General features: G+C 50.3%; 4 protein-coding genes and 1 pseudogene. 1 reads left to right on the top strand and 4 read right to left on the bottom strand.

Translation table 11 applies throughout. The annotated features are described in order from the left end of the window. Window positions 1–310: pseudogene (locus TU82_RS29010) on the top strand (hypothetical protein); the annotation flags it as partial. A 20-nt stretch (window positions 311–330) separates the two neighbouring features. Here the strand turns inward: TU82_RS29010 and TU82_RS17355 are convergent. From TU82_RS17355 to TU82_RS17345, 4 genes are all read right to left on the bottom strand, one after another. Beyond that, a complete protein-coding gene (locus TU82_RS17355) occupies window positions 331–1,002 on the bottom strand; it encodes a hypothetical protein (RefSeq protein ID WP_057724510.1) in 672 nt (223 codons plus the stop codon). A gap of 258 nt (window positions 1,003–1,260) precedes the next feature. Then, window positions 1,261–7,866: a S8 family serine peptidase gene (locus TU82_RS17350; protein ID WP_082632033.1), complete on the bottom strand. Its 6,606-nt coding sequence runs from the start codon at window positions 7,864–7,866 to the stop codon at window positions 1,261–1,263. 11 nt (window positions 7,867–7,877) lie between these two features. Next, complete coding sequence (locus TU82_RS28710; RefSeq protein ID WP_156421669.1) at window positions 7,878–8,684, bottom strand: hypothetical protein; 807 nt, start codon at window positions 8,682–8,684, stop codon at window positions 7,878–7,880. A gap of 99 nt (window positions 8,685–8,783) precedes the next feature. Next, on the bottom strand, window positions 8,784–10,199 hold the full coding sequence (locus TU82_RS17345) for an HlyD family type I secretion periplasmic adaptor subunit (RefSeq protein ID WP_057724509.1): 1,416 nt from the start codon (window positions 10,197–10,199) through the stop codon (window positions 8,784–8,786). Between the last annotated feature and the right edge of the window lie 76 nt (window positions 10,200–10,275).

The raw sequence follows: 10,275 nt of genomic DNA, 5'->3' as shown, positions 1-10,275 counted from the left end.
GATGGCCTGCATGGGTTGGGGATCTTGTTTTTGTGTGGTGCAAACCAAGTTGCCGACTCATGCAGGCTTCTTCAATAACTCCAACTTCTTGATTTTTCGTAAGAAAAATCGGGGATCCCTCAGGGTCAGACCACTATTCTTCTGGCGGAGCACTAAACGTGGTCTGACCCCTGTTTTTCCCCGGCCATCCTGGGTGATTGTGCCGCGCAAGGACGCGGCGTTGTTGAGGGACTCGCCCCTCGAGCCGCTGGCGCCTAGCTTTCAGGAGCGTTTGAATGACAATGCGTTGATGGTGTTTTTGCTCAATTGAGATGGCTCTTTGGAAAGCACTTACTTACAACGAAACCCCTCCGGCATCGTAACCGTGTAGTTACGCCGCACCCGATCCTGGAAATTCAAATTGCGCAGCCCCTGTTCCACCAAAAAAGCTTCCACCTTCGCGGCCTGGCAGTCGTCGTTGTAGGACGACGCCCGAAGCACGTACACCGCGCGCTTGCTCGTCTCATCCCGGGCGGTGGCCCTGAACGTGGTGAGGGTGGTGTAGCCGGTGCGCTCAGAGGTGCCTACGGGGCCGTAGGCGGTGTTTGGGGTGCTGGTGCAGGTCAGCTGGTCGGTTTTCTTTTTGTTCTTCTTGCACTGCGTGGTGGTGCTGTTTGCCACCTGGCCGTATTCGGTGGCGGTATAGCGGTAGGTGACCTGTTTGCTGTCGACGTCCAGGGTGACGGTCATTTTGATCGGTGCATGGTCTTTGGGCCGCGTGGTGTCGGTGAAGACGTTGCGAAAGCCCTGGTCCTTCATGGCGCTGACCATATCGCGCAGGTAGTAGCGGGCGTTGAGCGCGTTTTCGTCGCTGCCGCCGGTGGACGTCACCAGTACGGGTGCCTGGCGGTCGAAGTGGTAGTCGGGATCAGGCGTTGCGTTGATCGCTACGTCCATTTGCGTGGCGCACCCACTGAGCATTGCGGTCAGTAGCAAGAGTGTGCAGAGCAAGAAGCGGGTCATGGAAAAAACCTTACAGCTGGGAATTGGGTAAAGGCTGAACGATCGGGCCCAGCGAAAAACAACCCTTAATCGGCTGCTGCGACATCAGGGCCGCAGGCATGCCGGCAGAGACCGAATTTCTAGTATTGTCTGAGCAGGATAGTCAAAAAATGACACGAGTCGACCGGATTATGTCGTGTAGATCTGTTATCTATTTAAAGATAGCTCCCTGCAAACTACTCTCTGCAGGGAGCTAGGTGTTGATCAGATGCTACGACCTTAATGCCAATTGGCCGCAAGGACTGGCTGAAGGGCCTGCTGCTCTGATGTTGCAAGACTTGTTAAACCAGCGGCGGGAGGTGAGAACGCAGCCATAGCCTGCACTAAAAGCTCAACATTCCGATCAGATAGGCTTTTACCATCACCCGTGCTGATAGTGCTGGGGCGCTGTGGCGCACTAGCATACCAATTGAGTACCGTTACTTCTTCCTTAGAACCAAGCACGGAAATTTGCAAATCCTGTCCAGCATGCTCAAACCATAGCTTATCAGGCGTAATATCCTTGCCAAATACCAAGGTACTCATAGACCCACGGAATCCTAGATCGTAACTACCGTGCCCAACCTCCACCGTAGCCATAACACCACTGACAGTCGCTGTATTTGTACCATCTCCTAGTTTCACTTTTGCCATTGACTCCGTATTGACAATGGTATTGTCGCCATTGCCGACAGTCAGCTTTTGAATTGCACCTTGGATGGTGTTCTTTCCATCTCCAACGGTAACCGCTCTCGTCCGACTTGCGACAGTTATTATATTGTCACCATTGCCGACTGACAGTTTTTGATAAATACCCGTTATAATGTTTTTCCCGTTACCAACAGTAGCGCTAGAGGTATTATCAGTCGAGTCAATAGTGTTCTTACCATCGCCAGCGACTAATGTTCCCATCATACCATTGAGCCTAACTGTATTATCCCCATTACCCAATGTAACTTTCGCGCTAAATCCAGTGACGGCAAGATCGTTATCAGCTAGATCAGGCAAATTAACGATCGCAAACGGAGTGTTCACGGGTACGGTAGTAGTCTTGACTGGTGCAATCTGTGTTGGTTTATCTACAACAACGGGCGAAGGGGTTACAGTTCCACCTGTGACCGGGGGAGTTGGCACCACCAGGTCAGTAAGATCTGTTGGCTTAGGAGTAGTCATTTCAACCGGTTTAGTTCGATCAATACCTCGCTCTGCCAAAATTTCGTCAACCGATTTTATTTTTACTTCTGTTGGTCTGGTATCAATACCACCGCCAACGTCTCTACCGCCGACTACTGGCGTGGGGGTAGTCATATCAACCGGTTTGGTAGGATCAATACCTCGTTCTGCTAAAATTTCTTCGGCAGTTTTTACTTTTGTATCCGTTGGAAGACGATCTCGACCCGCCAAAAGCTCTTCGACAGTTGGTCTTTTAGGAATATCGATTGGTGGAATAGGAGGTAGAACAACAGCCGGTATATCAATTATTGGACGTTCGATAGAGGGCTCCAGTGTGCCCGGCACGGTAATCGTCGGATGCAATGGATCAGGGGTAGTCACAACCGGAGGGACTACCGAAGGAGTAATAGGGACTAGATCCAGCGCATGGGTAGCGAATATGAAGTCTGACTGATTCAATTGAGAGACATCAAGTGCATCCAAGTAAAGCAATTCGACCTTACCTCCGGCAGGATCAAGTGCCATAGTCGCAATATTTATACCATGAATTTGCGACAGCCCGTTTATCGTACCGCGATTGTTTTTACTGATTGTGAGCTGATCAAAGCTGATGATACCTGTCTGGCTTAAATCAATTTTGTCGATGCCCTGCCTAAACCCTCTTAGTGCATTTTGATAGTCCGCAATCCCTGGCTGTCGAGATACAACGAAGGTATCTGAAGTGGCACTATCATGGCTGTACACCGTTCCGGCTAGAGACGCAACAAACTGACCGTCAGCCCCCGTTGTGATACTCACACCCTTGGAGCCACCGTTTAACACGACAGTCCCCAGCCCCTCTTGTGGGGGAACCGCAGAAACGTCGCTGTTGACGTATTCCACTGGCGCAACAAATGTATCCTGAAACTTGAACTGAGCGGCTGTAATTGCCGACGCCGTTTGATTCTTCAGCAAAATTGACTGAGCATCTCCCAGATCGACACTAACATCAGCGCCGAGCTGTGTGATGACCAGATTTGCGAAGGTCTTGCCGGTGAAACCAACCAGGTCAATGATCTCACCACGGGCGACATCGTAATTCACCACGGTATCGTTACCACCACCCCGACGATGAACCACAAAGAAGTCCTTACCCGTGCCACCCTCCAGAGTGTTGTTACCTCGGCCGCCATCAAGCAATGCATTTGCCGGACCTGCGACCAGAGTGTCATTACCATCGCCAGTCACAATGTTTTGGATAGGTGAGCGACTGTTGATCGTGAGGGCCGCCCCTCCGATGTTTGCAACGCCCGTTACCAAATTGATAGAAGTATCACCAGAAACTGCCGCGGCATTGAGCGTATTACGCCCACCAGCAGTTCCACTTGCGGCATCGTCCAATACACCACGGTTAGCCTGCGCAGCCACCGCTTTGATGTACTCATCTGTATAAAAGAACGTGTCGTCAGCACTCATCTTGCTACCGTACAGACGCAACGACCAACTGTTCAGCGTTACAGGAAGCCCAGTGGCGGAGTCGGTCACCTCAAGCTTCCATTCACCTGCCGTGAGTTCGCCCCAGTGATGAGTACTCATGAAGGTATACTTGAAAGCACCTGACTGTGTGCTGCCCACGTCAGCATCGCTTGCCCCTGCCGTACCAACTGGCACCTTTCCCTGTCGGTTAAGCAATACGCTTTGTGTACCATCTGGAGAAATAAGCTTGAGGGTCACATCTCCCAAACGGCCGACCTGAGCATCAAAGTCGATTTCGGCATGCTCCACGTACGAGACAGCATTCATTGCCAAACTTGATGAGAAGGTTTCACCCGCAGTCAACGTTTTACCAACAACACCACTGGAAGCACTGAACACTGACTCGTTGGCGCCAGTGCTCTGAGTCATCCAGGCTTCAGACAGCCGCACAGCAGCACGGGCATCGACTTCACCGAAACCGTAGTCATTACTGGTGTGCATACCGCCCCCGTTCCAGTTGCGGGCGCCGTTGTCGCTCCATACTGTAGACGGATCGTTAATCTTGCGTGCCGATAGCGCCAGGATTTGCTGGACATCTCGGTAACCCAAATTAGGGTTGGCTTGAAGCATCAGCGCAACAACACCTGAAACAATAGGCGCGGCAAAACTGGTGCCTTGCATGGCGCTGTAGCTATTGCCGAAAGTCGAGCCTCGATCAGTTTCCAGCATATGACTGGTGGACACGACATTGCTGCCTGGCGCCGAGACCAATAGGCTTGCGCCTGGATTAGAGAACGGTGCTGAGCCTATTTGTAAAGTCGACAGATCACCCTGCGCATTGATGGCTCCAACCTCAATCGAGTATCGATTGTTATTGGTCAGCGATCCTTGGGCATTGCCGCCAGTAGCACGACTGTTGCCTCCGGCAGCAACAATAATTGTCCCTAACCCGCCTCGGCCATTATTTGCAGCATATTGGGCATTCGAGGTTAACGAACTGGCGGTATTGATTTGACCTTGCTGCATATTGCTGATGGCAAAGTCATTCTGAAACCCCCAGCTATTGTTGGCAATGTCATAACTGACCATGTGGCCAAGCCCAGTCAGATCATCACCTTTGTTAGCTAGGTAATAGCCTCCAAGCGTTGCATCATATGCAACCCCGACACCTCCGATACCATTCTTCGCACCGACCATTACACCGGCAACCATTGTCGCGTGATTAGACACCACGTCTGGCAATGTTCCATTGGTCTGCTGAGTCTGCAGCCAAGCTTTATCAACATTGGGTGCAAGATCTGGATGCTTGATGTCGAAAATTTCAGGGTGGGTGGCAAACTCGCCGCCGGGCTCAAACTGACCTATCCGTACACCTTTACCGGTGTAATCCTTCCATACAGGAAGGACGTTGATGTCGCTGAGATACCACTCTTGTGCCGTCAGCGGGTCCAGCGGTACCTCTGGAGTCAGCAGTGTAACGTTGGCTCGCATCGGAGCCGTTTGCCCCGTCCCCAGGTTGACTACCGTAGCAGAAGGGTTGCCCGCTTCATTAACCACACCATATTTAAAGCTGAGCAATCCAGTGAAGCGTGGATCTGGGGTAAACAGTACGTCCCCCTGTTGGGTGAGGCTGACAGTGCCACCAACGGCTTCGTCCACACTTGAGATGCGCAGAGTGCCTGTACTATTGAGGTGCTGATCATTGGCGAGCAGGCTGGCTGCTGAGATCAAATGGGCTTGTGTCCGGTCAAACGCCTTGCCAGCCTGATCGACAGTTAAAACATCTCCCACCGGCATTGCGTTGGGCAAGTCCAGATCCACAGCTGAAATATCAGAAAAACTCAGCTTCTGGATGTTTTTCAGTGTGACGGTACCATCTCGCCCGGCAACCGTATCGGCCACTTCGTAGCCCGTGGCAGTGCGTGTGATCTTATAGTCCCCATGGTTGCCATGCAGGGTAACGATGTTGATTCCGCCGTCACCGTCAATAATGGCATTGCCACCTCCGACCTCAACGACATCATTACCCACACTTCCGTAGATAATGTCTGCACCACCACCCGCGTGAATGATGCTGCCGGCTTCTGACGCGTAGATTGTGTCGCCTTTCGGACCCGCATAAATAACAGCCTTACCACTGCCTCCCAATATGGTGTTGCGGCCTGTTCCTCCGACCAAGACGTCATTGCCCGCACCACCGATCAGCGTCGAATCTCCGGAACCTCCTTTGATGAATGCGCTAGAGGTACCACCACTGGCAATAACATCGTTACCACGGCCGCCCTGAGCAATTGTCAGTCCAGCTCGCGCCATGTTTAAAGCGACACCCTCATCGCCGACGATAATGGCCGTATCGCGTCCGCCGTTACCGTGGATATTTTCCATGCGGTCTGATGCACTGATCACAAAGACATCGTTACCGGCAGAGCCTGTGTAGGTATTGCTTCCCCCTCCACCCACGAGCCAACTACCTGTTGGCGCGGCAATGAGGGTATCGTTACCGATACCACCATATAGATTGCTAACGCCTAACTGAGCAGCATCCAATGTTTCACCGGTAGTGCTCTTACTTGCATAAGCGGTCGTTGTCACTCCTTCAGAGGTGGAAGTCACCTTAGTTCCAGCGCCCTGATCAAGCAGTGTGCTACTTACAGGATCCCCCAAAAAATCAACCGCGAGAGCTTCTTGGGTTTTACCGTTAATTGTAAAAGTGCCTTGGGCAAGCACTCTATTCCCATCACGGACTTCACTACTGGCCGTCGTGGATCGTACATTGATTTGGGTGATACCCAGTTCGGCCAGGGACTTGAGCTCTCCGGCATCGGATTGAGCATCATGAGAGGCATCAACCCATACACGTAGCTTGCTCCAGATCGGGTCGTTCTGGTCAATCACACCATCAGCATTGGCATCTTCACTGGCGAGCGCAGCGAAGCCGTCTTTGAATCGTACCTCACCAGCGGCACCGCCAACCCCAGCCTTGCCAGCATAGTATTCTGAGAACATCTGACTGACGTCTTTGATCTGGCCACTGCCGTCGTCGATCACCAACATACCGGTATTGCGGTCAGCCCACCCCGTGCGCTTGAGCGTGCCACTATGATCGGTGTCAAACAATACGCCATCCCGGATATCGGTCATGCGAACGCCATTGCCGCCCAAGTCCAGCAGCAAGGGGTCGACATAGGTATTGACCGTTGTCATCGCCGAAAGGCCATTCAGGGTTACGGCATTGCGTAAACTGAAATCCGGCCTAGTGCTGTCTGGGGTCTGGTAGAATTGTGAAAGATAAGTATTGGGGCGAGCGTTAGGGTCGAGTTGAATTTCCCCTGGGCGTATTCCGCCTGTTGTCAAACTACCAATTTGCGTTGAAGTAAAATCTGTTTTATTTAGGGTGTCATCTTTAAATACAATGCTGTGGGTGGGCGAGTTGACAACATATCCATTGCTTACATCTTGCCGAGCTTTGTTTTCGCCTTGAATATTCTGCTGAGGTTGTGGATCTGGCGTGATATTAATATCAATAAGACCAGAGGTCGATGCAGAAGGAGGTATATTTGACTCTTCAGCAAAGCCTCCTGTAATCATATTATACATTTGACTGAATAAGCTTTTCGTAACCGTATATGCTCCTGAGGGAGAGTCAACCCTATCAATCCAGCCCTTGGCGAGTTTTTTATTATCATCAGTACTTATAGTCGTGGCCAGCGACATCATTTTATCCGTATTGGCCGCTAAAATGAGTTCCTTAGAAACGTCGCCTGCCGATTCTAAAACAGTTTGCCAATAGGCTTCTCTCGTACTTTCGGTAATAACCGAAAATACTGAATTTAGCGTCCAGGCATCCACACTGAGACCGTTTGTATTAAAGACGTTTCTGTGAAAATTCCACGCCTCGTCATAGTTTATATCGGAATTCAAAACTCCAGAGGCATTATTCAATTTTGCCCTTAATGCTTCTATGTATCCGTTAGCCATATCCTTGCGTATACGATTCACATCAACATCCGAAAGCGGATGCCCCGACGCGTCCGCAGTTACTTTCATGAAGTTAATTGCAGCTTCGCCTGACAAAGAATTACCCTTTGCCACTCCATTCGCAAGAGTAGCGTACTTATAACCTTTCCCTGATAAAAAATCATAAGCAGCCGATGGGCCGGACGAGTCTAAAATCCGTTTGGCCTGTTCCAAGTCAACGGCGGTTAATTGTTGAGGCATATAGAAACTCCCTATTTGTTAACTTTAGATGAAATAAAAGCGCGAGTTTTTTCAACTATTTCTCGCCAATGTCTAAGCTCGTCAGATGGAAATCTCAGCTTTACAAGATAATCAAAGTCCCTCATAAGGAAATATCCTGCGCAACTATATATATCAGTGCTTTGGCGAGTGCGGTAACATTCGAACACAACCGATACCGAACCGTTGTTCTCAGCCCAATAGTATCGATTCATTACTTCTGGCACGATAGCGTCGTTGCTGTCTATGTAAAACAGCCCAAGCGATTCATCGTAATCTTTATAATGATAACTATCTGAAGTCGTCTTTCCAGGTTTCAGGAGATTATCAAGAAAAAACTGCATATTATCAGTCTTTCGAATCACTGGAGATATCGTAATCTCTAGGCCTGAAAATTTAGAATTATTTACAAGATGCTTATTGATCGACAATGGTTGAAAGTCAGGCCAAGAAACCGACATATATAATGATAGCAGCTTGGCGTCACACCCTTTTATGTTGGAGGTGAACCCTTTCTCCCAAGAGCTTTTTCCCTCGTACTCAGGCCAGAAAACAACGTATTCTCTTGGGATTTCTATTGTGGTATTTGATAATGTCCCGCACACCACCCTAGGATCCACTGTTTGTCGCACCTTATCGGTATCTGGTGTGTTTTTCGTGTTAAAAATCCCATAATAACCAGCTATCAATAGAGGAGCAAAAAGCACTAACAAAAGAATTGCCGCCCCACCTCTCAATAGTTGCCATACAGCTACATAGAGTCTAGCCACGATTCTCCACCCCTTGCGCTTCTCGTTCATATAGCGTCCAACTCTATTTATATCGATCTGGAAGATGCCGAATCGTACAGGGGTACCCAAGAGCCAAAATTTAACAGCCCGCAAATCTAAAACCTAGCCTCATCGCTCTCGCAAACTCTCATCAATATGCTGCTGCAGCGGGCTTAGGAAGTAATCAATAACTCGGCGCTGATCTGTTTTAACTTCAGCCGTGACAGACATTCCCGGTGTTAGCGCAACACGTTGCCCTTTGATCATTAGGCTGTCGGATTTAAGACGGATACGGCCGCTGTAAATAGGCCCTCGCTTCTCATCCTCAATGGCATCATTTGAAATGCTGACAACCTCACCTTCAACCGTGCCGTATTTGGTAAACGTGAAGGTTTCCACTTTGACCGTGACCGATTGGCCGGTTCGAACAAATCCCACGTCCTTGTTTTCAAACATCGCCTCAACCTCTACGGGCTGATCTCTAGGCACTATGACCATGAGCTGTTGCGCTGGCGTCACAACCCCGCCGACGGTATGGATAGCTAGCTGTTGAACCGTGCCATCAACGGAGGCGCGAAGAAGGGTCAAGGTCTCTTGGTACTGGGCTTTAGACAGTTCTTGAACCAAGCTGGCTTCTTTCTGATTAGCTTCTTGCTGCAAATCAAGCATTGTCCGGCGGGTTTGGGCCACCACACCCTCGCGCCGGCGTTTGGCTTCACTTTGAGCAGCAGTTGCTTGCAACACGCTCGCTTGCTGGATGCTGAGTTGGCGTTTAAGGTCTAGACGAGCCTGCTCTTTTTCCAGGTATTCGTGCCGGGCAACGTACTGTTGAGCCAGTAACCGCTGATAGTCTTCGGCTAACTGGCTGGCGATCGGTAACGTTTTCAGCAAACTGGAAACTTGGGCTTTGGCGGCTTGTATATCCGCGTCCCGTTGGAGAATTTCGGCCTCGACAAGATCAAGACTGCTCCGATACTCCTGATATTGCCCCTGTAACCAGCGCTGCGCAGTCAGCACCTGGTCGGGAGTAGCTCCCTGAATCAACCCAATTAGAGGTTGAGGTTCTTTCTGATGATTGATCGCATCCAGCATTGCGCCACCACGAACACTGTCAATCCGAGCCGCTAAAAGGTCGCTCTGAATACGCCGAACCTCGGCATCTGCCGAGGTTGGGTCTAATTCGACCAGGACTTCCCCTGCTTTGACCACCTGACCATCAGTGACATGAATCGCCGTAACAACGGCTGTTTCGCTGGGTTGAATCAACTTGGTTTTACCGCTGGGAACAATTTTCCCCGGAGCTACGGCGACCACTTCGATTTTTCCGAGGAAAGCCCAGAGCAAAGCTAACGTTGCGAAGGCGATAATGCTCCACATGAAAATACGGGGTGCCGGGTGTACAGGTTTATCCTGCAACTCTAATGCGGCAGGTAAGAATTGAACCTCATGGGGAAGGCGCTTGGGGGCATCCATGGTTTTTCGGCGACGCCATGACTCACGCCAGGCATGACGGTAGCGTTGAAACAAATCGGAGCGGGCGCTCATACGATTATCGTCCTATGAAAAAAACAATACACATCCGTGTCGCATCTAAAAAATGAAGCGAAGTCGGAACACACAT

The organism is Pseudomonas orientalis, assembly GCF_001439815.1.
GTDB classification, from domain to species: Bacteria; Pseudomonadota; Gammaproteobacteria; order Pseudomonadales; family Pseudomonadaceae; genus Aquipseudomonas; species Aquipseudomonas orientalis.
Note: the sequence above shows the minus strand (reverse complement) of the source record. Positions and strands in the feature narration are given on the sequence as shown.